The organism is Cohnella lubricantis, assembly GCF_014212015.1.
Taxonomy (GTDB): Bacteria; Bacillota; Bacilli; order Paenibacillales; family Paenibacillaceae; genus Cohnella; species Cohnella lubricantis.
Window position 1 is genome coordinate 1 of the sequence record NZ_JACJVN010000005.1, and the last position, 23,468, is coordinate 23,468.

Here is a 23,468-nt window from a genome sequence, read left to right on the forward strand (position 1 = left end):
GGGCATGAAAGTTTTTTGTATAGAGCCATCACAAGATTGCTAAAATGAGGCACGAAGCTGGCCACGTTCGCCGTGCGCTGCATCGAAAACGAGATTCTGATGCACTTGCGTTCGCTGAAGAAGACGAAGAAGGACGTCTCTTTGCACGACCCGATCGGAACGGACAAGGAAGGCAACGAGATTACGCTGCAGGATATACTGGGCACCGAGCCCACGAAGTGGACCGCAATCTCGACATTCTCGACGAGAAATAACCATCTAACGACAAGAAGCAGATCTCTCCCCTATGGATGGAGGAGGGATCTGCTTTGCTTTGCACCTGGTTCACCAGTTACATACGATTCCGGGATAGAAGCTCCCCATGGTGCGCCTTCACGCGCAGATAAGCTTCGGCGGCAGCGCCGTTGCCCCAGTCGAATATGGTAAATTCGCCGATGCCGAGGCCTTCCTCGTTCGCTTCGCCGCCGTGGCCGTAATTTTCCATCATGAAGCCGTAGTCCTTCTCGTTGAAGAAAGGATAGACTTTCTCCCACTGCGCCTTCGTTCTCGGATTCTCCGGGCAATACATCATCACGAACGCGCACTTCAAGGCCGCCAAGCCGCGTTCGATATATTCCTCGCGTTGAAGCGCCTCCCCGTAATCCAAGATGAGCTCGGCGAACAAGCTTTGGCGGGCGTCGTTCCATTCGCCGTCGCAATTCATCACGCCGAATCCTCCGAGCGCGTCGATCGGAATGTACGGCGGCTGCCACGAAGCTTGCGTCATCAGCATCTCGTCCAGGCACCTTTCCCCCAGCTTCAAATACTTGGGCTCTTGCGAATGCTTATAGCACGCCAGGAACGCTTCCGCAGCCCAGAACATCGAGAAGTTGCACTGCTTGTACATGTTGTTCCGGGCAAATTGGCGTCCGACGTATTCCTGATTCCCATAAGTAGAGCAAGACCAATAGGTCTCAAAATCTTCCCAGCGCCCGGTCGGCACCGCGTCCCGCGCGACGGCCTCCGCTGCTCTTATCGCCGACGCCGCATATTCGCCGCGTCCGGTAAGCTCCTGCAGCTTCAGCAGGAAGGTGACGGACATCGCCGTCTCCGGCGAATCCTTCAGCACCTCGAGCGGCTCCAGCGTATCGTAATCGAGCCAAGCCGGGAAGAATCCGTTCTCATCCTGAAGCTGGATCAACGCATCCGCATATCGGGCCGCATAGTCAAGCAAGCGTTCGTCCGCTTCCAATTCCTCGTACCATCTGAGCATGAGCAGCGCCGTCCAGCTCATGTCCAGAATGTGATAGGGAGCGGACTTGACAGACTGCCAAGGCTTGACCGGATTGCGATTCGAATTGCCCCAGAACGCCGTCTCCCAGCCTTTCGAACGATTGACCGTTTGGCCGTCCGCTTGCGCCTGTTCCATCTCCGTGGCAATAACCGCGGGGAACATGCCGTTCCGCTGGGGAGCCGCCAGCGCCAGCTCCTTGGTCATTCTCGCCCGGCGCACCAGGTCCGGTTCGTTCGTCTCCAGGCCGTACCGATACAGACCGTGCGCGGACCGCAGCGAACTGAACCAGGCCTGGTTCCAGATGGAACGGAATTCCCGCTCGTTCGCGGGTCCTGGATAATTGGGACTCTGCGTCACGTTAACGATGAATGCGGCCGCCCCTACCTCCCGGCCGTTCAACTTGAATTGCTGCCAGACGCTGTCCTTCCACGTATCGAGCGCCCACCGATAAGCGTGCCGCACGAAGCCCGCTAACGGAGCTTGCAGCGGCGCTCCCGTCCGGAACAGCGGGGAGCCCCATCTGTCCCATAGAAATTCCAATACGGGCCGCCACGGATTCGCCAGCACCTGGGGATCGTCATACGTCATCAGATAGAAGCCGACCTCGACATCGCCTGCCGGATAAGCCGCTCCCGGAGCCCTCTCGTACAGCACGTGCTCCTTCACGCGGCATTCGCTCATGCCAAGCTGGAGAACATTGCGCGAAGCATCGTTGTCCAGATACCACCGGACAGGGGTACCCTTCGACATCACCTCCAGATCCGGAAGGAGAATGAGCAGCCGCTTCTTATCCCGGGCCATGACCGCAGGAGAACGGAAGCTGTGCTGATCGATGATATGCGAATCGGTAGGCGTCAAATGCGGAGCCCAGTGGAACGTCGGAACGAATCCCGGCTCGATCGCAAGCCGCCAATCGTCTTGGTTCACGGCATGTTCCAAATGAAAGGTTAGCCGTACCTGGAGTAAATTAGCATTTACCCGGTTCTGGCTGATCTCCGGCCGCACCCCGCCGATCGGATCGCATAATATGTTCCGCACGAAGCGCTTCAACTGATCGTCCAATGTCATGCTGATCGTTCCCACCTTTATCCCCCTTATCTCGGTATGTGCAATCGATTCCAGTTATAACAGAACTGACGATCGATTGTATATCTTTTTTTAGCACTTCCGAGCCTCGATCTCCAGAAAGAGACCTTTATAACAAGACTCGCAGCGCACGATCTCAAAGCCGGCCGCGCGAAGCATCTTGACCGGGTCCCGATTTAAATGGCAGCCGTCGCACAGGCGCTTCCATACCGGAGTCAGCACATCCTGCAACCGCCCCAGCAACGGACGATCCAGTCGGACATGCTCCAAGAGCAGGACCTTGGCATCTGGCTTGCAAACCCTTCTGACCTCCCTCAATGCCTGGATCGGATCGGGTATGGTACATAAGGCCAGCGTGCATACCACCGTGTCAAAAGTATGATCCGCGAACGGCAGTGCTTGCGCATCCGCCAACCGCACATCAATCGGCACCTTGGACTGCTGCGTTCTCAAACGCGATTGATCGAGCATGCTCTGCTGCGGTTCCGTTGCAATGACTTGGCTGGCATTTCGATAGAATGGATAATTCACGCCCGTACCCGCCCCGATCTCTAAGACAATCCCCGATGCGCCGGAGATTAACTTCTGACGAATGCTTCGCAAGCGGTGGCGTTCTAAAGGGTACATAAAGGAATCGTATATTCTGGCAAACCATTCGCCCATTTCCATCCACCTCCTACAGTTAGCGAACAACCCGCCCATGCAGGGCGGGTTGAGCTGTATTGGGGCCAGCGTACTCGATTAGACGGGCTCCTTAGACTTGCCGCGTTCGCTTAATCTGCGCTCGGCCATCTCCTGCAGCCTGAACTTCTGAATCTTGCCGTTGCCCGTAATCGGCCAATCCGTTGACGTGACGAACCAGACATGGCGCGGGACCTTGAACCGAGCCAGATGCTCATTGCAGAAATCGACGATCTCCATTCGCGTACAGGAATGCCCCTGCCGCAGCTCGATGAAGGCGGCGCCGGTCTCGACGGTCTGCGGATCCTTCACGCCGACGACGTAGGCTTGGGCGACGGCAGGATGCTTATTGATCACATCTTCTACTTCTTTGGGGGCTACGTTCTCTCCCGAGATCTTGTACATCTCTTTGCTCCGTCCGAGCAGCTCGATATAGCCATTCTCGTCCAATCGACCCAAGTCTCCGGTGCGGAACCATCCGTCCTTGTCGATCGCGGCGAACGTTTCTTCCGGCTTGTTATAGTAACCTTTGGTCACAATGTTGCCTCTCACGGTCAAGTCGCCGATCTCGCCGGCAGGCAGATCCTCGCCGGTCGCCGGATCCACGGTCTTGTACTGAACGTTGAACCCGCCGAATTCGGGCATGCCGCCGATGCCGCCCGGCTTGATTCGGCCGACTCGCGTAACGACCGTCTCAATCGCGTCCCCGATCTCCGTGTGAGCGGTCGAAGCGGTGACTTCCGTGCCGCCGTAACCGGTGCAGATCTCCGTCAGCTTCAAGATGTCGATCGCCCTCTGCCATACCGAGACAGGCGCTGGCGCAGCCGCGCACATCAGGGCATACAGCGAGCTGAGGTCAAAGCCCTGTACTTCGGGATGGTTAATCAATGCCACCAGCATGGACGGCACGCAGAGCATATCGTTCGCGCGGCGCTTCTCGAGAATTTGCAGCGTTTGAAGCGGTGCGAAGCCCGGCACCATAATATGCGCTCCGCCAACGAAAGATAAGGCGAGAATGCCTTCGACCAGCGCGAACACATGATAGAGCGGCAGCGCCGTGAAGATACGGCGGCCATCCTCGAACCCTCGGCTGAGTGCGGTTGCGTAAGCGCAGCGCAAGAACATGTCATGCGTGATCATAACGCCTTTGGGCTGGCCCGTGGAGCCGGACGTATAGATAATGTCTGCCACTTCGTCCGCGTAGCGGGACAACTCGGCGCGGGCGTTCAATTGCTCGTCCAATACTTCGCGTTGCAGCTTTAAGAACTCCTCCCATGGCATGAAGCTGTCATCCAGCGCGTGCTCGGTATTCTGAATACATACGGTCTGCTTGAGCAGCGGCAATTCGTCCTGGATGCGGAGTACGCCCTCGGCATGCATAACGCCGCCCGCGAATTGATGAAGGAATAACCAACGGCTGTCGGACTGCTTCAAGATGTATTTCAATTCTTCGTCGCGGAGCATCGTGTTGATCGGCACGCAGACAGCGCCTACCATCCAGACGGCGATCATTAAGGAGACCGCCTCGGGTTCATTGGCCAGCAGCAGCGCGACATGCTCCCTTCTGCCGACACCAAGCTGAATAAGGGACTTCGCGTAACGCTCAGCCTGTTCCCATAATTCCGCGTATGTGAACTCCCTGTCTTCCGTCATGACTGCAGGTCTCGCGCCGAACCGTCCGGCCTGTTCACGGAAATGGTCCGGCAGCGTTCTCTTGGGCCAGACAGGATATTCCTTCGACAATCTCTCTCTTCTCTCTTCCGCAGATAGTACCGTCATCTCTACCTCTCCTCATTTTCCATTTAAGATCGTTAAGAAGGTTATAGCAGCCCGCCAAGTCCTAGCTGCTCCCGCTGGCGTTCGTTCAGGATCTTCATGAGCGCGATCGATTGCGCTTTGATCTCTCCATTCTCGCTGGCGATGGTAGACTCCACCTCGATCGTCCGCGACGTCCGCTTAATCGGCTTCCCGGTAATGGTGAGCAGTTCGCCGCTCTTGATCGGCTGCATATAACGGATCTCCAGCTTAGCTGTTACAGCGACCAACCCCAAGAAGTACGGCACGTAGCCGGCAGCTTCATCCAGTAAGGAAGCCGTAATGCCGCCATGCTGAATGCCCGGCCATCCGTTCATCTCTTCTCGACAGCGATAATAGGCGACAGCCCCATCTCCCGACGGTTCGAATGAGATATGCAAGCCCCGCGGGTTGTCCTTCCCGCATACGTAACAAGTATTCAACTCCAATTAAGATCACCTTCCTTCTTTTATTTTCCTCCCACTCGACCTATTTTTCAATTCCTAAAATGACGCAAACGCAACAGCGGCGCTCGGATCTCTCCAAGCGCCGCTGTTTGTTCACCTGCTGAAGCCTTACTTCAACCGCCAATAAAGCTCGTTCAGCCGAAGCTCGCTGCGGAACGCCGCCTTGTTCAAGTTCTCGTCGATGAGGACCGCTTCGATGCCGGCCATCTCGGCGAAGTCGAGCATCTGCTCGGCCGTGACGACGAGCGAGAAGCCCGTATGGTGCGCGCCGCCAGCCATGATCCAAGCCTCGACGCCGTCCTTCAAGTTCGGCTGCACCTGCCACAGCACGCGGGCGACCGGAAGCTTCGGCATCTCCTGCGTCACTTCTACCGCCTGCACCGTATTGATGAGCAGCCGGAAGCGCCCGCCCATGTCGATCAAGGACGCGTTAATCGCCGGCCCCGCCTGCCCGTTGAAGACGAGACGGGCCGGGTCCTCCTTGCCGCCGATGCCGAGCGGATGCACCTCGATGCGCGGCTTGTGCGCCGCGATCGTCGGGCAGATCTCGAGCATGTGCGAGCCCAGCACGAGCTCATTGGCCGGGTCGAGATGGTACGTATAGTCCTCCATGAAGGAGGTGCTCTGATTGCCCGCGATAATCTTCATCAACCGGACGAGGCCGGCCGTCTTCCAATCGCCCTCCCCGCCGAAGCCGAAGCCGTCGGCCATGAGCCGCTGCACGGCAAGTCCGGGGAGCTGACGCAGTCCGTGCAGATCCTCGAACGTCGTAGTGAACGCGCTGAATCCGCCTTCCTCCAGGAACGACCGCAGCGCCAGCTCGAGCCGCGCTTGGTAAGCGACCGCCTCGCGCGCCGCCTCCGTCTCCGCCGCGATGTCGTACAGCTTCGCGTATTCGTCGAGCAGGCGCGACACCTCCTCGTCCGAGACCGCGTTCACGCGCGCCGCGAGATCGCCGACGCCGTATCCGTTGACGGACCAGCCGAGCTGAATCTCGGCTTCCACCTTATCGCCTTCGGTGACGGCGACCTGCCGCATGTTATCGCCGAACCGCGCGATCTTGAGCGACCGGCTCTCCGCGTAAGCGGCGGCCGTCCGCTGCCAAGCGGCCAATTCCGAACGGACGCCGGCATCCTCCCAGTGGCCGAATACCACCTTGCGCGCGAGCCCCATGCGGGCGCCGATGAAGCCGTGCTCGCGGTCGCCATGGGCCGACTGGTTCGTGTTCATGAAGTCCATGTCGATCGAATCCCACGGAATATCGCGGTTGTACTGCGTCGCGAAATGCAGCAGCGGCTTCTGCAATTGGGAGAAGCCTCGAATCCACATTTTCGAAGGGGAGAAGGTGTGCATCCAGGTGATGATACCCGCGCAGAGATCGTCGCGATTGGCCTCGATTAACGTATGGCGAATCTCCTCCGGCGTCGTCAGGACGTCCTTGAACACAATCTCATAGGTGATAAGGTTGTCGGCGTTCAGCCCGGCGACCATCGCCTTCGCATGGGCGGCGACCTCCAGCAGCGTCTCCGGTCCGTACAAGTGCTGGCTTCCGGTCAGGAACCAAAATTGATAAGGCTTCGTCTGCAGCATGTTCTCATCCTCCACTCAAATTCCGCTCCCGGCGGCCGTATTCAAAGCGTCTGCGACAGCAGCTTCCTTCCAGTTCTTCAGCTTCTTCATGACGTCGTTGCCGCCTCGGCCGAAGTAGTCGTGCAGCTTGACGTACTCTTGGTAGAGCGACTCATAGATCGCCACATTCTCCGGATTCGGCTTGAACGTCTCCTCCCGCACGCGCGCCATGCTCGCGGCCGCATCGATGATCGAGTCGTACCCTCCGTTCTCCGAACCGGCCGCAACCGCCGCGAACATGGCGGCGCCGAGCGCAGGCGTCTGCTTGGAGTCGGCGACCTTGATCTCGAGATTCGTCACGTCGGCGTAGATCTGCATGAGAAGGCGGTTCTTCTGCGGCAGTCCGCCGCACGCATACAGCTCTTCGACCTGAACGCCGTTCGAGCGGAACGCGTCGATGATCTTCCGCGTGCCGAAGGCCGTCGCTTCCAAGAGCGCGCGGTATACTTCCTCCGGCTTCGTCAGCAGCGAGTATCCGACGATTAATCCGGTCAGATCGGTATCGACGAGAACGGAACGGTTGCCGTTCCACCAATCGAGCGCGAGAAGCCCCGTCTGCCCCGGCTTGTAAGACGCCGCGCCTCGCTCCAGCCATTCATGAATGCCCATGCCCGCTTGCTCGGCGGCTTCCTTCGCGTACGCGGGGACAGCCTCCTCCACGAACCATTCGAAGATGTCGCCGACGGCGGACTGGCCCGCTTCATAGCCGTAGAAGCCGGGAATGATGCCGTCCTCCACGACGCCGCACATCCCTTCCACCTGCCGCTCCGTCTCCCCGAGCAGCATGTGGCAGATCGAAGTGCCCATCGCCATTACCAGCTTGCCCGTCGTCACGACGCCGACGCCCGGAACCGCGGCGTGCGCGTCGACGTTGCCGACGGCGACGGCGGTCGATTCTCGAAGGCCCATCATCGCCGCCATCTCGGTCGTCAGCGTGCCCGCCATCGTGCCAAGCGGAACGATGCTGCCGCGCAGCTTCGTCTCGGTCACATTCGCCAGCCGCGGATCGAGCGCCCGGAAGTAGTCTTGGCTCGGATAGCCGTCCCGCTTGTGCCAGATCGATTTGTAGCCGGCAGTGCAGCTGTTGCGGACGAACCGTCCCGTCATCTGATAGATGACCCAGTCCGTCGCTTCCAGGAACAGGTCCGTCTCTTCGTAGATCTCCGGCGCCTCGTTCAGAATCTGCCACACCTTGGCGATCATCCACTCCGATGAGATCTTGCCGCCGTAGCGGGGCAGCCACTTCTCGCCCCGCTCCGCGGCGATCGCGTTCAGCCGGTTCGCTTCGTCCTGCGCCGCATGGTGCTTCCACAGCTTCACCCAGCTGTGCGGATTGGACTTATATGCCGGGAGCAAACATAGCGGCGTGCCTTCCGAGTTCACCGGAAGCATCGTGCAAGCGGTGAAGTCGATGCCGATTCCAACGACGTCGTCCGGCGATACGCCGGATTGCCGAATGACGGCGGGAACCGACTGCCGGAGCACCTCGAGATAATCGCCCGGATGCTGAAGCGCCCAGTCCGGCTCCAGCTTAATGCCCGATTCGGGAAGCTCCTCGTCGATGACCTGATGCGGATAGGGCGTCACATGGTCCGCAACCTCCCGCCCGTTGGACAACTCGACCAACACCGCTCGCCCCGATTGCGTGCCGTAATCCACGCCGATCGCGTATTTCGTGCCCATCTGCGTCCCTGCCTCTCTCCTTAAGAATGAATGACAGCGCTTACGATTCGATCATTGTCCTACTGCTTGATTCATCCGTGCGCAGCTTGATGCTTCTTTAGATTGCTAGATGAGTGCAACTTAGCTTGATGATTAATCTCGCGGAATCCATCTGCCTTCTCACTGGCCGTAATAAGCACTAGCCCCGTGCTTGCGCAAGTAATGGCGGTCCAGCAGCGTCTGCTCCATCGGCTGAACCTCCGGATTCAAGCTGCGCATCCGCGCGGCGATCTTGGACACTTCCTCCAGCACGACGGCGTTATGGACGGCGGTGTGCGGATCTTTGCCCCAGGCGAATGGCGCATGGCAATGGACGAACACGCCCGGCACCTGATTCGGGTCGACTGCGCGGGAACGGAACGTCTCGACGATGACATTCCCGGTCTCGTATTCGTATTCGCCTCTAATCTCTTCCTCGGTCATCGCCCGGGTGCAAGGGATCTCGCCGTAGAAGTAATCCGCATGCGTCGTCCCGTACGCCGGCAGATTCATTCCCGCCTGCGCCCAACTGGTCGCCCAAGGCGAATGGGTGTGGACGATGCCGCCGATCTTGCCGAAGGCTTGATAGAGGACCAGATGGGTCGGCGTATCCGAAGAAGGCTTGTAATTCCCTTCGACGACACGCCCGGCCATGTCGACAACGACCATCTTCTCCGCCGTCAGCTCTTCGTATGGAACGCCGCTAGGCTTGATCACCACCAGCCCTTGTTCTCTGTCGATGCCGCTAACGTTGCCCCATGTGAAAGTCACCAATCCGTGTGCCGGCAGCGCCAGATTGGCCTCCAGCACCTCGCGACGCAACTGCTCCAGCATGCCGCAACCGCCTCCCCTCATGTTGTACGTACATCTATTATATTATGCTATTTGTACGTACATATTCAATGGTTTTTGGCAAAAAAATAGCGCTGCCAGGGGTTAACCCAGCAACGCCAATTTGCAAATTTATCATAAGCCCTCTTCCAAGGCTTGGGCTTACGGGATGCTGCTTCGCTTATCGAATCGTCGGACAAAGAATTGTAGACTCTCTCACGATCAATTCCGGCTGGTAGACGACATCTCCCCTCATACAGGCAGCTGTATCGCCACCGGCACCGGTAGCTGCACCATCGCCTGTCGTTGCACCATCGCCTGTCGTTGCACCATCGCCTGTAGCTGCGCCTGCATTCGCGGCATCCGCTCCTGGCTCCGGCTGCGGACCTGCCAGCATCCCCAGGATCATTGAAGCGGCCCGCGCCCCCATCTCGGCCTTCGGATGGGCGAGCGTCGTCAGCTTCACGCTTGAGGCGGCCGCAAGCGGCGAATCGTCGAAGCCGATGATCGACAGCTGTTCCGGCACCGAGATGCCCAAGTCCCTCGCCACATCGAGAAGGGCGACCGCGAGCTCGTCGTTATAGCAGACGAAGGCGGTCGGCGGATTCTCTTGGGTAAGCAGCCGCCTGGCTGCGGCAAGCGGCTTCTCGTTCTTCTCCTCGGTCGAATAGGTGGTCACAAGCTCCGGCCGCAGGGAGAGGCGATTGTCGCCGCAAGCTCTCATATAACCTTTTAACCGATGAACGCCCTGCAGGTCGTCCGTCTTGAAGAAGCCCGCAATCACGCGGTGATTCAGCCGGATCAGATGCTCGGCGGCCCTGCGGCCCCCGGCTTCGTCGTCCATCTTCAAGCAAGGCAGCGACAGCTCCGGGTACCTCTCGTTAATCATCACGATCGGCGTTCCTCGGCGCTGCAGCTCCAGATAGAGATCCAGATTCGGATTCCCCTGGGCGCTCTTCGTCGGTTCGATTATCAAGCCGCTCACCGGCTGTTCGAGGAAGGCGATCAAGCTGTCGCGTTCCTTCGACTTGTCGTTGTCCGTGCTGGACAGCAGCAGCCGGCACCCGCGCGAACGCAGCTCTGCTTCGGCGCCTCGAACGATATGGGGGAAAATATAATCCGATATGTACGTCGTCACCATCCCGATCGTCTGAACGCCGGGAACCGCCGCTGCCGTTCGCTCCCGGCTCTTGGCGACGAACGTCCCCTTGCCCTGCACCCGGTACAGCAGCCCGTCGTTCACCAGATCGCCGATCGCCTGGCGGACGGTCTGCCGGCTCATGGCGTATCGGGCCGCGATCTCATGCTCGGTCGGCATCATGTCTTCCGGCTGGAATTTACCCTCTTCCAGCCATTGCTCGATTTCTCTTTTTAACATCTGATACTTCGGCAATTTCTCGTCTGTATTCATCTCGCACCCCGGTCCAACTAATAGCGACATTATAACAGCCCGCAAGTTGTAAATACAACCTGCGCGACACGCGGCCGGATGCGATGTTGACATCGATTTTCCCGTTCGGCTATACTGTCTGTAATCTCATACGCACATACGTTGAACGAGCCCAGTAGCAGCTTTGTCCCTGTTCCAGAAAGTCGGGGGGCGATGGAACCCGATACATACAGAGACTGCGAATTACGCTCCGGAGTATCTTGGGTAACGCCAAGCGGAATCAGCGAACGATATCTCGCTTCGAGCGGCATGCGCTTAAGTCCTGTCAGGACTGGCGGTGCAATGTGGGTGGTAACGCGGTTGATGCAATCGTCCCTCTGTCTGTAATGGACAAGGGGCGATTTTTTGTTTTTACTTTGCGAAAAAGAAGGGGTTGTTTCTCGCGATGAACATTATCGACGAACTCGAATGGCGCGGCGCCATTAACCAGCAATCGGATGAAGAAGGCTTGCGCAAGCTGACGGAGGAGAAGGCGGTCTCGCTGTACTGCGGCATCGACCCGACGGGCGACAGCATGCATATCGGGCACCTGATCCCGTTCATGGTGCTCAGACGGTTCCAGCTCGCCGGACATCGTCCCGTTATCCTCATCGGCGGCGCCACGGGCACGATCGGCGACCCGAGCGGACGGACGACGGAGCGCTCGCTCCAGACGATGGAGCAGGTGCAGGCGAACGTCGACGCGCTGACCGCGCAGATGAAGAAGCTGTTCGTCACCGACAGCGATGCCAATCAAGTACGGTTAGTGAACAACTACGACTGGACGCACAAGATTAACGTCATCGAGTTCCTGCGCGATTACGGCAAGAACTTCAGCATCAACACGATGCTGGCGAAGGACGTCGTGGCGAGCCGGCTCGACAGCGGCATCTCGTTCACCGAATTCTCGTACCAGATTCTGCAGTCGCTCGACTTCCTGCACCTATACCGTCATGAGGACGTGCAGTTGCAAGTCGGCGGCTCCGACCAGTGGGGCAACATTACGAGCGGCCTTGATCTCATTCGCAAGAAGGAAGGCGTCGACGCCAAGGCGTTCGCATTGACGATTCCGCTGCTGCTGAAGGCCGACGGCACGAAGTTCGGCAAGACGGCGGAGGGCAGCTCGGTCTGGCTCGACCCGAAGAAGACGACGCCTTACGAGTTCTACCAGTTCTGGACGAACGTTGACGACCGCGAAGTCGTGAAGTACTTGAAGTACTTCACGTTCCTGAGCAAGGAAGAGATCGAGGCGCTCGGGGAGAAGGTGCAGACCGAACCGCACAAGCGCGAAGCGCAGAAGGCGCTCGCCGAAGAGATGACGCGGTTCGTGCACGGCGAAGAGGCGCTGGAGCAGGCGAAGCGCATTACGGCGGCGCTGTTCAGCGGCGACATCCGCTCGCTGACGGCGGACGAGATCGAGCAAGGCTTCAAGGAGATGCCGACGTATGACGCGAGCGCGGCGGATGCGAAGAACATCGTCGAGTGGCTCGTCGATCTCGGCATCGAGCCGTCCCGCCGCCAAGCGCGCGAGGACATCGCGAACGGCGCGATCTCGATGAACGGCGAGCGCGTCACCGATCTGGAGCTCGTCGTTACGGCCGGGCACGCCATCGGCGGGAAGTTCATCATCATCCGCAAGGGCAAGAAGAACTACAGCCTGGTGCGGATGGGGTAATCGCATAGCCGGCTCATCGCCAAGCAGCTCCCGCAGAACTTATCTGCGGGAGCTTTATTCGCTGTTAGCTTCCAACATCAAGCCGTTATACCGTTCACTTTCGCTCTACCTGCAGCGACGCTACCTTCTTCATCGTGTACGTATCCCGCAGCACCTCTTCGCCCAGCACATTCTGCTTGAGCAGCCCGCTGATCTTCGACGAATCCGCCTTGGAGATCAGCCGCCACACTTCCGAATCGGGCAGCGCCGCATACAGCTTCTGATCGTCGTACTCCCGCCGATCCTGCGCGATAATTCGCACGCGGTATCGGCCGATCTCCAGGTCCGTGACTCCCTGCTCCTCGCAGTGTCTCATGATTTGCCCGCGCAGTTCCGCCAGCTCCTGCTCGATCTCCTTCTGCTTCTGCTTCAGTTGGTAGTACCGTCTGACCTCCTTGTCCACTTTGCCCACGCTCCTTTTCTAACCCATTCATATGAAGCGAGACAGTCATTTAGTAGCGACATTCACGCGAGAGAGTTATAATGATAAACCATCTACTTCGCTGCTCACGCCATTCGCCCTAGCCACACAAGAAAATCCCAAGGCCGCTGTCTGCCTCGGGATTCTATTCTCATAATAGAGCAGCGCTGGACCCAGCCGAAGCCGGCTTCAGCTCACCCGGAACCGCGTATAGCTGAAGCCCTCTACCGACTTCTTCACTTCCAGCACGGCCGGAATCGCCTGCTTCAGCTCCTGCACATGCGAGATGATGCCGATCATCCGGCCGGTCTGCTGCAGCTCGATGAGCGTGTCGATCGCCTTGCCGAGCGACTCCTCATCCAGCGAGCCGAAGCCTTCGTCGATGAACATCGTCTCCAGCGAGATTCCGCCCTCATAAGCCTGTATGACATCCGCCATCCCAAGCGCGAGGCAGAGCGAGGCGTTGAACTTCTCCCCGCCCGACAGCGTCTTGACGTCCCGGTACTGTCCGGTGTAGTTGTCGAAGACGTCGAGGCCAAGGCCGCTCTGCTTGCCGTGCTTCTCGAGCCGGTCGCTCCTTGCCAGGTAGAACTGCCCGCCGGAGATCGACTGCAGCCGCAGGTTCGCCGCGTGCAGGATGCGATCCAGGAACTCGATGAGCAAATACCGTTCGAAGGAGATCTTGAACCGGTTGTCCCCGCGCACGACATCGTACAGATCCTTGACGAGTTGATAATGCCGCTCCGCCTCCCGCCAGACCTTGTCCGCCTGAACGATCCGCTCGCGTCCCTCGGCGCCGCGATCCAAGTGATCCTGCGCCTTGGCGAGCGACTGCCGCGACTGCTCCACCTGCTGTTCCAGCCGCGCGGTCTCTTCCGACAGCAAGGCCAGATCCGCGCGCTCCTTGCCCTTCAGCTGGGCCTCCAGCTCCTCGGCCTGCCTACGAACCGTCGCCAGCTCGGCGTCGAACCGCTCGATCGCCCGCTTCAGCTCCTCGCGGGCCGCATCCGGCAGCTTCGCCTGCTGGTACTCCGCATCCGCCGCGAAGCCCGCGCGCTGGAGCCCGGCGTCGAAGTCGGCCGCCGCCCGGTCCCTGCGCGCCGAAGCCTCCGCCAGCTGCCGCTCGGCGCCCGCCAGCTCCGCCGCTGCCGCCGCCTGCCGCTCGCGCGCCTGCTGGAACTGCTGCTGCGCCGCGCGCCAAGCCGCCTCCAGCTTCGCCCTCTCGGCTTCCGTCTCCGCCAACCGCCGCTCCAGCGCCGCAAGCGAGCGAATCGCCTCGGGCACGCTGTTCAGCGCCTGCTCGTAGAGCGCTTGCTCCGTCGCCAACGCCGTCCGCCGGCTCTGAAGGCTAGCCGACTTCTCCTCGCGCTCGCGCTGAAGCGCCTCCATTGTCTCCTCCGCTTGCGCCAGCTGCTTCTTCAGCTCGTCCGCTGCTTCCTGGTCCGCCTTCATCTGCTTCACGGCGGCGCTTAGCTGCTTGCCTTCCTCCACCAGCGATTGATAAGCGCGCTCAATCTCGCCGCCTTCACCCGCCGCGCCGCCCGCAGCGCCATCTGCCGCGTAGCCCAGCGCCGCCGCTTCTTGCTCCTTCGCTTCGAGCTGCGTATTAAGCAGCTCGCGCCTCGACTTCGCCGCCAAATACTGCGACTCCAGCTCCGACCGGCGGCTCCGCTGCTGCTCCAGCGCTTCTCGCGACGGCATATCTTCTCCCGCCATCGCCTTGTGCGGATGCTCCGCGCTGCCGCAGACGGGGCAAGGCATCCCGTCATGCAGATGCCCGGCCAGCCAGCCGGCCTGTCCCGCAAGCCAAGCTTCCTCGAGCTTCCCATACTCCTGGGCAGCCGTCTCGAACAGCCTCTGCTTGCCGGCCTCGTCCGAACTAGCATCCCGAAGCTCGCGCGTCAGCTGCAGGCAATCCTGAAGCACCTTCACTTCGGCCCGCATCCGCTCCAGCTTCTCGCTCATCTCCGGCAGCCGGCGCACCTGCTCGTCCAGCGCGCGAACCTGGTCCGCAAGCTTCTTCCTCTCCTCCTGGCGAGCTGCAACGGCGCCCTCAACCGCAGCAAGCTCTGCCTGCGCTTGAGAAGCCTCCTTGCCGATCCGCTCCACCGACGCCCGCTTCGCATCCAGCTCGCGGACGACCGGCAGATCCCGGTTCAGTCGCTCCAGCCCGCGAACTAGCTCCTCCCGCCGCTCAGCCAAACCTTCTTCACGCTTGTACGCTTCTTCGGCTGCCCGATAAGCCTCATCGGCCTGCCGCTTCGCGCCGCCCGCGGCCTGAAGCTGCCGCTCCTTCTCCCGCGCGTCCTCCGCAGCCGCGGCGGCGTGACGCTCCTGCACCTGCAGCGGCAGCGTCTTCTCCGCCAGCGCCAGCCGCGCCCGTTCCCGCTCCATCTCCGGAAGCTGCAGCTCCCTGCGTTCACGCTCGCTGCGCTTGCGCTCCAGCTCGGCGAATTGCTCGTTGAGCATCGCCGCCTGATGATAGCGCTCCAGCAGCTCCTTATGCCGCTTGATATCGGCTTCGAGCTGCGCGGCGCGGTTCGCCTTCTCCGCCTCGTAGAAGGCCAGCTCCGCATCCAGCGCGTCCAGCACCTGATGCGTATTGTAGTGCTCTTCGTCCAGCAGCCGATGAAGCTCGGAGCCTTCCCTCTCGGACAAGGCGAGGCGCAGACCCGTGATGTGCATCTTCAGATCGCGCTCCGCAAGCTCGCAGCCGTTCTGCGCGCTTCTTCGCTTCTCGTTCAAAGCTTCGGCGACGTATTTGAACAGATGCGTACGGAAGATGCGGCGCATAATCTCTTCTTTATTTTCCGTATCCGAAGTGAGCAGCTTGCGGAACTCCCCTTGGGGCAGCATGACGATCTGGCTGAACTGGTCCTTCGTCAGCCCGATCAGGCTCTGCATCCGCTCGTTGATCTGCCGCACCATATAGCGGTCGACCATCATCTTCTCCCGGCCGCCGGTCGTCTCCACGAACTCGTACTTCTCGCCGGTCGCGCTCTTATTCCCCTGCTTCACGTGTGGCAGCTGGCGCAGAATGCGATAGGTGCGATTCTTCAGCTCGAATTCGAACTCCACGGACGTGTAGACGTCGTCGGAAGCGAACTGGCTGCGCAGCTGCCTGGAATCGCTGCGGTCCTCGCCGCTGGCCTCCCCGTACAGTGCGAAGCAGATCGCGTCGAAAATCGATGTTTTCCCAGCGCCCGTATTGCCGGACACGAGGAACAGCCGGTGGCCGTTCAATTCCGTGAAGTCGATGACTTCCTTGTCCTTATACGGCCCGAACGCCGTCATCGCCAGCTTGATTGGCTTCAATCCGCTCGCCCTCCTCCCGATCGATCTCGCGCAGCACCTGCAGGAACAGCTGCTCCGTCTCTTCGGACACTTCGGATCCCTTGGCGTCTTGATAGAAGGCGCGGAACAGCGACATCATGTCCATGCCCGCCTTGCCCGCGCCGGCCGCGCCTGCTTCCGATTGTCCGTTTAGCTGCTCCAGTGCCGCCTTCCGCTCCACATGCATCGCGTTTGGGTAGACGGCCCGAATCCGCTCCATCGGAGAGAGAACCGGCAGCTTGTCCAGCAAGCGCACGTAGATGTAATCCTCGCTCTTCTCGCCGCGCTCGATCTCCTCCATCAACGCTTCGACCGTTCGCATATCGCGCCTTGGCGTCAGCAGCCTTTTCTCCACCTTAGCGCTTCCGTCCGCCTCTAGCTCTACTACTAAGTATCCCTTCCTGTGCTTCTCCTCGGAGATGGAATATTTAAGCGGCGACCCGGCGTACTGAACCTTACCGCTGCCCACGAAGTGAGCCTGATGCAGATGGCCCAGCGCCGTATAAACGAAGCAGTCGAAATGCGCCGCTCTCACATGCTCCGCTCCCCCGATCGCCAGCGGCCGCTCCGAATCGCTCGTGTTCGGCTCCGCTTCGCCGCCAGGCGTCACGAACGCGTGCCCGACGAACACGCTGCGCACGCCAGGCGTGAGCGTCTCGCGGATGCGCGCGACCGTCGCTCGCATCGCATCGTCATAGGAATGGATCTCCTCGGCCTGAAGCGCTTGGCGCACAGTCGCCGGGTCCGCGTACGGCACGAGGTAGCAGTGAACGGGACCATGCTCGTCATACAGCACGACCGGCTCGAAGGGCGGCGCGAACTCGCCCGCCATATGTAATCCCGCGGCCCGCATCATGTCGCTGCCGAAGTTCAGCCGGCTCGGGCTGTCGTGGTTGCCGGATACGGCCAGCACCGGCGTCTTCAGATCGAGCACGATCGTCTTCAGCACGCGGTCTAGCAGCTGCACCGCTTCCGTCGGCGGCACCGCCCGGTCGTACAAGTCGCCGGCGATGATAACCGCATCCGGCTTCTCCTTCTCAATGTCCTGCAGCAGCTGCTCCAGAACGTATTGCTGGTCCTCCGTCATGTAGACGCTCTGCACCAGCTTGCCCAGATGCCAGTCGGCCGTGTGGAAGAACTTCATCCGCGGCACCATCCTCTCTATGAGCTAATGATAGTCTCTATTATAACAAGAGTTGAGCGTCAGCAGGCTGTCAGGAAACATTTGTTCGATGATAATAAAAAGCCCGCCGGCGGCGAGCTTCGTTAATTACTACTATTCGAGGACGCACAGCAAGCGGACGGACGGAAGCGGACGGTATTTTTGCCGCTCACGATCTCCATTCTGTAATGGTCTATATAATAAGCGATTAGACTCGACTTGGTCTGAAGTAGTTGTTTTTCTTAAATTGTGTTAGGTCGTTACGGGTCAGCGGGCTGAAGTCGGCGTCGTAGATTTCACCGCCGCGATGAATTAGTTTCCAACTCGCAACGTCCCCTCCTTGTCCCGAAAATGTACGTCCATCTCGGCGAGGGAATCATTTCTCTTCAGTGGTCTCCCGCGAAATCTGTCAGAAGCCCTTCTATGAATGATTCCTGATGCGCCTTCTTGCCCGTCCGCCTCATCAGATCGCATAACCCGCTATCCCAAGATACGTTCATATTCTCCAATCGCTTAAGCTCGTCGCTGTTGAATGCAGGTCCCGGGTAACGAGTGAGCGCTTCCTGATACGCATTCGAATCGAATCGCCACGGAATGAAGCGTTCCGGCAACAACCGTTGCAGTGTCTGCGCCATCGCCAGCCCCTTAATGTCAAAGTCGCCAGAGTAATAGACCCGACATGCAGGCGGCGATACCTCCAAACAACGCTGCATCCAGCGAATCGCAGCGGCGCTGGCGGGACCGCTAGTGCAGACGAGCGCCGCCGGATTGCCACCCGTCTCCTCTTCAGCGGTGTCGAGCACATCCAGAATCGTCGAGAAGACCGCCGGGTTCTCCACCACATAGATATGCGAGCATGGGGGAAAATCCGATTCCGCCCCGGCCTCGACCTGCCGCAGCGTCCAGACCGTCGGCAACGGGAGGCGGCCCGGTTGCGGGAAGTACCAATGGACAATCGAGGACAGATCGTCGTCCAGGATGCCCGCGCGGCGATACAGTTCTCGCAATCGCAGCGATTCCGATCCGACATCGTCTATCTCTTCCTGTCGATCAACCGCCTCAACCGTCTTCGATTCTTCTGCCGATTCCAATGCCGCACCTTCTACTCCCTGCTTCTGCTGAAGCGCCGCAATCAGCAGCCGTCCAGCAGGCCGACCCGGGTCAAGCGTGTGAGCGTCTCCGCTGATGATGGCTGCCAGCACCGGAAGCCGGATCGGCGGCGCCCCAATCCGGTGCTCCCCGCCTCCGCCGACGTCGTCCGTCAGCAGGCTCAGTGCGCGAGCTGTCGCCGCAAGCGCAACCCGAGCCGCCTCCGGATCCGACTTGTAGCACTCCCGCAGCGTACGCAACCCCGGTCCCGTTCCCTGCTCTATCTCCCTCAACCATCTCGCGCCGGCTGTATCTAAACCAAGCGTATTCAGCTCCGTCTCCCGCACCTCCGCGAGCAGCCGCATCCACTGCCGTTCCTCTCCCGACTGCCGCTCGCCTCTAGTGAGCAGCGGTATCCCTTCCAGTACGAAGTGCAGCTCCAACAGTCCGATCCCGAATGCCGATTCCCTCAGCTCTCGATCGAACAGCTCTAGCGGGATCGGAATCGAATCGCCAGCACGGTAATACCAGCCGAAGAAGGCGTTCAATGCCTCGCACTCCTCCTCCGACGCCCGCTCAAGCACCGCCTGCCCGCCGATTCTGCCAAGCGAGACATACTTTCGCCACACCGCATGAAGTGCCTTCTGGAACCCCTTTCGGCGGAAATACTCAGCCGCGCGGCGAGATGTACCGCTCTCTTCGCTCATTCATCCTCATCCTTTCCATAGACGTACTCCTTCACCAACCCATTCCACCGATAGCGGAACAAAGTAACGAAGTCGACATCCTTCGGACGATAGATCTCGTAGATGGCCAGCTTTGGCACTGTATCATAGCAGCCCCACAGCACTTGCGACGTCATCATGTAGTCGAAGCCCATCTCCGTAAGCAGTTGGAACATATCGCGCATGTTCTCTTCGTCCACGCCCGCGAATGCCTCATCAAGCGAGATCAGCTTCGGCGCGTCCGCCCGCGCGTCGGAATAGCGCGACCAGGTGGCGGCGAAGAGCGGGATGTACATTGCCATCGCCTTCTCCCCGCCGCTCAGAACATTGAACCGCGAATCGGTGAGCGGCCGATAGCCCGTCTGTTCACCCTTGCGGTACTTGAGCTCGAACTGGAACCAGTTCCGGTAGTCCAGCACCTCGTACAGATGTTTACGCAGCGACTCCTTCTCGCTCAGCGCAGACTGCTTGGCATAACCGATCTGCGAACGAAAATGTTGGATCATCGCATCGATCTCGTCCTCGCGCAGCCGATGGGAATCGCGCTTCAGCAACTCGACCAGCGCGGCTGTATCCATCTGCTGCTCCGTCTGCGCCGCCTTCGGGTCCCAGTCTAGCTTCAGCCGCAGTCCGCTGGAGGTATTGCGTTCCTCCATGAGCCGGTTCATTCTCCTAACCCAGCCCTCCGCTCGGTGAATGCGCTGGCGAATCGCCTTGCCAACGCTGCGGAGAATGATCTCCTCGTATAGCTCACGGTCCTTCTCGCTGAGCAGAACGCGCTGCTGTTCCTCGTCAAGCGCTAATTCCTCCAGCAATAGCTGCAATGACTGCGGATGAGCACGATCTCGCATCGAATGGACGGATATACGTCCCGTCTCCTCATCGATCTCCAACTCTAGCGCGTAATCAGTCAGCACGCCCCGTATCTCGTTATACAGCTCGAGCAGTGAATTTTTCAGCGTATCCGCATTTCGGCCGGCGAACGTCGCATCGTACCGCTGTCGAATGTCAGCGCCAAGCCTCACCGCCGCTTCACGGGTTACGTCCGGTGAGTACGCTTCGCGCCATTCCGCCACGAGCCGCCGCCTCAATTCCCGATGCCAGCCGGCGAGCGCCTCCTCCAGAAGCTGCTCCAACTCCGCCTCGCGTTCCCGGTACATTTGGACACTGGCATCGGCGCGGGAAGCCGCGTCTTTGGCCTCCTCCAGCCTTGCCTGAATCAACCGCAGCTCCTTGACCAGTCTGGACCGTTCGGCTTTGAGCGATTCGATGCGGCGGGATATATCGGCGAGGCCCAGCTCCTCCATAACGCTGCGCAGCGATGCCACCTGAGCGCGCAGCGAGCGTAGCCGTTCATCCAGCTCATCGATCAGCACCTCATCGTCCTCGATCGCTTCGGACAGCGACTGCTTCTCGGTACGCAGCCCTTCGATGCGAACGCTCATCTCTGCGCTGCGGCTCCAAAGTGAGTGCAGCCCGCCGATTGCGCCCTCGTAGTCTTTCGAAGCCGACACGGCCTCCTCTAAATCCTTCAGCCGCTTCAGACGCGTCCATTCGGCCGTCAACTCACTGAGCTGCCTCTGCGCTTCGCGCCATTCGGACGACTTTTCCTTGAAGCGTTCCATGATGCGATTCTCATAATCAAGCGCCGCCTGCAACCGATACGACGCTTCCAGCAACGCCTGCAGCCCCTGCTCCAGCTCTGCGCAAGACGGAAACGAATCGGCTTCGGATAGCGACATCCGCTCCAACTCCTGATTGCCTGCCAGCCGCTCATCCAATTCATGCAGCTGTTCGTCCAACTGTTTCAACTCGCGCGTCAGGCGCTCGATCTCCAGCCTTCTCGTCTGCTGGCGCGTCTCCTTGCCGATATACTCCGCCCGGGACTTGGATGCCGCCGAGCCCGCCAGCGGTCCGACCCGGAAATGGCCAGAACCGGAGACGACTGCGCCGAACGCGCCAAAGTCGTCGGTTCCCCCTTCTTCGACCCAGAGAAATGTGCGCAGCGCAGATTGTATCGTATCTGCGGTCAGTCCACTGTCCGCAGAAGGCGAAGGCACGAGCACATCCGCCAGCGTATAGCCGAACTCGTGCGGCTGAGGAGCGATCCACACGTCTTCCTGCCCTTCCGCCGCCGCACCAACGCGGCCGTCCGGCGAGATCCAGGCATCCAGCAGTCCGGCGCGCTCCAGCGCTTCCTCCACCCGCGTTCGCTGCACATCGCCAATGCCCGCCTGGAAATCGCACACGGCATACAGTGGCGCGCCGCTCCCCGTCGGCAGACCGCTTCGCCGCCGCGCACGCGCCTCGCCGCGGATCGGCTCCGGCTCGCGGTGTGCCTCCCACGCCAGCTTCTCCTCACGCAGCCGCTCCTGCTCGCTCTCCAACTTCTCCTTCCCGTGCTGCAGCCGCAGCCGCTCCGCCGTCAGCGCCTCTCGCCGCTCGGCCAGCGCCTCCGCCATCGGCGCCCGAATGGCTTCCACCTGACGGGTCTCCGGTCCATAAGCCGTGATCGCTTCTAATGACCGGCGTACTTGCTCGTCGCCATACGGCAGCTCACGCAACGCCCCGCGCCAGGCGACGACCGCCTCGCGCAGCGAATCCTTGCGCGCCTCCAGTGCCCGAGTCGCCTCGGCACGCTCGCGTTCGCGTGCGTCACGATCCTTCCGCGCTGCGCCCAGCTCCGTCTCCAGTTCGGCTGCGAGACGCGCCGCTTCCTGCTCCTCCCGCGCTTTCGCGAGCGCCGTCTCCAGCCGCTCGCGATGCCCGCGCAGATCCCGCTTCCAAGGCTCGCGCCAGCTGTCATGCTCCGGCTCTCCGCGTTCCCAATAACGGTGGTACAACGCATGCTCTGCGAATTCGAGCTCTTGCGCGACACTTTCCAGCTCTTCCAGCGTCTCCTGTTGTTCCTTCTCCAAACGGGTTCGCTTGTGCGTCTGATCTTCCAGTTCCCGGTCGACAGCCGTCAGTTTGCCGATCTGCCGATTCACCCGATCTCGAGCAAGCGTCAAATGCTTCTCTGCATCCTGCTGCGCCGCGGCCGCCGCTTCCAGCTCGCGCTGCTTGCCGATCGCCTCGTGATTCTCCAGCACGTCCAGCTCGGCTGCGATCCGCTTCAACTCCGCATCCGTATGCTCGCCGTCCTCGATTGCCGCGCGCTTCGCTTCCTCCGCAGCCGCGAGCTTCGTCTCCATCTCCATCGTCCGCGCACGCTGCCCGCCGAACTCGGCATTGCTCTCCTGCAGCAGCGTCGAGAGATCATACAACATCCGCTTATTGTAGCGGTCGTAGACATCGTTCAACCGCTCCGTCTCGCGCTTGTGCAGACGCAGCTCGTCCAGCCGGTCGGCGATCTGATCCATATCCTCAAGCACCTCGGACAACGGACGAAGATCATCTTCCTGCAGCGGTGGAAGCGAGCCGTGCAGAATCTCGTAAATCGCCGAAGGCTTGAAATCCTTGGACAGCTTCGGGCTCCGCAATTGGATGAGCAGATGCAGCAAATCCTGAAATGCCTCTGCGTCGGCAAAGCCGAACAGCTGCTTATTCACCATATCGCGATACGAGGCCTGGTCGTGCACAACTTCGCCGCCGGAAGCGATCGCCTTCTCCAGCTCTGCCCGGCCGTACGGCACACGTTCCTGCGTCTCCAGCCAGCGATTCCGATCGTACAGCCAGAAGTTCTGACCAATTCGCCTGCCGTCGTCGAGCCGGAAGCCCCAGAACTGCACGGACGCGGCATTGCGCCGCGCGCGCAGCCCGATGCCGATCGTCTTCGTGAAGCCGCGCGAAGGGTGAACGAATTCCATCCACAAATATCCCGTCACATCCGTCTTGCCGCTGTCTGCCTCCCCGAGCAAATAATATTCGATCCGCCGATCCCGCGACCCGAACGGGTCAAGCCGGTGCGAGCGCTTGTCGCCGTCCAGCACGAGCGGCAAGAAGCTTTGCATCGTGACCGACTTGCCAGAGCCGTTCGCCCCCCGCAGAATAAGCCGGCCCTCCTCCGTGTCGAATACTTCCTCGTCGTAATACCAGAAGTTAAGCAATCCAACGCGCGCCATGCGCCAGCGCTCCGCGATCCCGATCCGTTCCGTCTGTTCATCCTTCATCCAGACATCCTCCCCCCATCA

At 60.2% G+C, this 23,468-nt stretch carries 14 protein-coding genes and 1 pseudogene; 2 read left to right on the plus strand and 13 right to left on the minus strand.

Annotated elements, in window-relative coordinates; all coding sequences use genetic code 11:
* Nucleotides 1-48 precede the first annotated feature (48 nt).
* Nucleotides 49-210 (plus strand): annotated as a pseudogene (locus H4Q31_RS00555) (RNA polymerase subunit sigma-70); the annotation flags it as partial.
* A gap of 121 nt (nt 211-331) precedes the next feature.
* On the opposite strand, the gene H4Q31_RS00560 reads toward H4Q31_RS00555, so the two are convergent.
* From H4Q31_RS00560 to H4Q31_RS00595, 8 genes are all read right to left on the minus strand, one after another.
* Nucleotides 332-2,356 carry a glycoside hydrolase family protein gene (locus H4Q31_RS00560; RefSeq protein ID WP_185177126.1) on the minus strand — a complete coding sequence of 675 codons (2,025 nt, stop codon included), beginning with the start codon at nt 2,354-2,356 and terminating at the stop codon, nt 332-334.
* A gap of 75 nt (nt 2,357-2,431) precedes the next feature.
* Nucleotides 2,432-3,022 carry a class I SAM-dependent methyltransferase gene (locus H4Q31_RS00565; RefSeq protein ID WP_185177127.1) on the minus strand — a complete coding sequence of 197 codons (591 nt, stop codon included), beginning with the start codon at nt 3,020-3,022 and terminating at the stop codon, nt 2,432-2,434.
* A gap of 78 nt (nt 3,023-3,100) precedes the next feature.
* Nucleotides 3,101-4,819: a class I adenylate-forming enzyme family protein gene (locus H4Q31_RS00570; protein ID WP_185177128.1), complete on the minus strand. Its 1,719-nt coding sequence runs from the start codon at nt 4,817-4,819 to the stop codon at nt 3,101-3,103.
* 41 nt (nt 4,820-4,860) lie between these two features.
* Nucleotides 4,861-5,283 (minus strand): PaaI family thioesterase, encoded by a 423-nt coding sequence (locus H4Q31_RS00575; RefSeq protein WP_185177129.1) that lies wholly within the window; start codon nt 5,281-5,283, stop codon nt 4,861-4,863.
* Between the two features lie 126 nt (nt 5,284-5,409).
* Nucleotides 5,410-6,891, minus strand: a complete 1,482-nt coding sequence (gene araA / locus H4Q31_RS00580) for an L-arabinose isomerase (RefSeq protein ID WP_185177167.1) — start codon at nt 6,889-6,891, stop codon at nt 5,410-5,412.
* Between the two features lie 15 nt (nt 6,892-6,906).
* Nucleotides 6,907-8,613 (minus strand): ribulokinase, encoded by a 1,707-nt coding sequence (locus H4Q31_RS00585; RefSeq protein ID WP_185177130.1) that lies wholly within the window; start codon nt 8,611-8,613, stop codon nt 6,907-6,909.
* 159 nt (nt 8,614-8,772) lie between these two features.
* Nucleotides 8,773-9,465, minus strand: a complete 693-nt coding sequence (gene araD / locus H4Q31_RS00590; protein WP_185177131.1) for an L-ribulose-5-phosphate 4-epimerase — start codon at nt 9,463-9,465, stop codon at nt 8,773-8,775.
* Between the two features lie 178 nt (nt 9,466-9,643).
* Nucleotides 9,644-10,840: a GntR family transcriptional regulator gene (locus H4Q31_RS00595; RefSeq protein ID WP_245347456.1), complete on the minus strand. Its 1,197-nt coding sequence runs from the start codon at nt 10,838-10,840 to the stop codon at nt 9,644-9,646.
* Nucleotides 10,841-11,297: 457 nt separating this feature from the next.
* Between H4Q31_RS00595 and tyrS the strand changes: the two genes are divergently transcribed.
* Nucleotides 11,298-12,566 (plus strand): tyrosine--tRNA ligase, encoded by a 1,269-nt coding sequence (gene tyrS / locus H4Q31_RS00600; protein WP_185177132.1) that lies wholly within the window; start codon nt 11,298-11,300, stop codon nt 12,564-12,566.
* Between the two features lie 94 nt (nt 12,567-12,660).
* On the opposite strand, the gene H4Q31_RS00605 is transcribed toward tyrS, so the two are convergent.
* The 5 genes from H4Q31_RS00605 to H4Q31_RS00625 all read right to left on the minus strand — a co-directional run bounded on the left by H4Q31_RS00605 (nt 12,661) and on the right by H4Q31_RS00625 (nt 23,447).
* Nucleotides 12,661-13,008, minus strand: coding sequence for a hypothetical protein (locus H4Q31_RS00605; protein ID WP_185177133.1), 348 nt, complete (start codon nt 13,006-13,008; stop codon nt 12,661-12,663).
* Nucleotides 13,009-13,215: 207 nt separating this feature from the next.
* Nucleotides 13,216-16,341, minus strand: coding sequence for an AAA family ATPase (locus H4Q31_RS00610; protein WP_185177134.1), 3,126 nt, complete (start codon nt 16,339-16,341; stop codon nt 13,216-13,218).
* Entirely contained in the window at nt 16,298-17,503 is a 1,206-nt protein-coding gene (locus H4Q31_RS00615) for an exonuclease SbcCD subunit D (RefSeq protein ID WP_185177135.1), read from the minus strand. Before H4Q31_RS00615 ends, H4Q31_RS00610 begins: the two co-directional genes overlap by 44 nt.
* Before the next feature lie 404 nt (nt 17,504-17,907).
* Nucleotides 17,908-19,317 carry a TIGR02679 domain-containing protein gene (locus H4Q31_RS00620; protein WP_185177136.1) on the minus strand — a complete coding sequence of 470 codons (1,410 nt, stop codon included), beginning with the start codon at nt 19,315-19,317 and terminating at the stop codon, nt 17,908-17,910.
* A complete protein-coding gene (locus H4Q31_RS00625; RefSeq protein ID WP_185177137.1) occupies nt 19,314-23,447 on the minus strand; it encodes a TIGR02680 family protein in 4,134 nt (1,377 codons plus the stop codon). The genes H4Q31_RS00620 and H4Q31_RS00625 overlap by 4 nt, the downstream gene beginning before the upstream one ends.
* Nucleotides 23,448-23,468: the final 21 nt, after the last annotated feature.